Annotated in this window: 1 protein-coding gene; it reads left to right on the top strand. The window is 49.6% G+C overall.

The window, feature by feature from the left end; all coding sequences use genetic code 11:
* Positions 1-87: 87 nt before the first annotated feature.
* The coding region (locus R7Z50_RS27375; RefSeq protein ID WP_318149732.1) for an SDR family oxidoreductase at positions 88-710 on the top strand (623 nt) is incomplete at its 3' end.

Genomic DNA, 710 nt, shown 5'->3' on the forward strand with positions numbered 1-710 from the left:
CCGGTCTTGGGACAATATGGAAGCTTCGCAGCGTCAAGCGATTCTTGAGACGGCTGAACGCTATATCGCGGATTTGGAGCATTTGTGATGAACATTTTGATCGTCGGTGGAAACGGAGGGATTGGTTTGGCGATGGTCAAAGAAGCACTAGTGCGCTTTCCGCTGGCACAAATTCACGCGACCTATCGGCGCACAAAATCCGATTATGAACATTCAGCCTTGATTTGGCACCAGGTCGATGTCACGGATGAAACGCAGGTCAAAAATTTGAGTCAAGCGGTTAATACTATCGATTGGGTGATCAACTGTGTCGGTATGCTGCATACGCCAAACAAAAGTCCGGAGAAAAATCTCAGTATGGTGGAGCCTGACTTTTTTCTGCAAAACATCGCCGTTAACACCTTGCCAAGCATGTTACTTGCGAAGTATTTCTCGCCACTTTTAAAGCGCAGTGGTGCACCGAAATTTGCGGTTGTATCGGCCAAAGTCGGCAGCATTAGCGACAATCGTCTTGGCGGTTGGTACAGTTATCGAGCCTCGAAAGCCGCGCTGAACATGTTTCTCAAAACCATGTCGATTGAATGGCGGAGAATGGTCAAACACGGGACTGTACTCGCTCTCCACCCAGGCACAACAGATACGGCTTTGTCGGCACCTTTTCAAGCGAAGGTACCTGAAGGAAAGCTGTTTAGCCCAGAGCGCGTCGCGCG

The sequence above is a fragment of the Vibrio sp. 1249-1 genome, assembly GCF_033340495.1.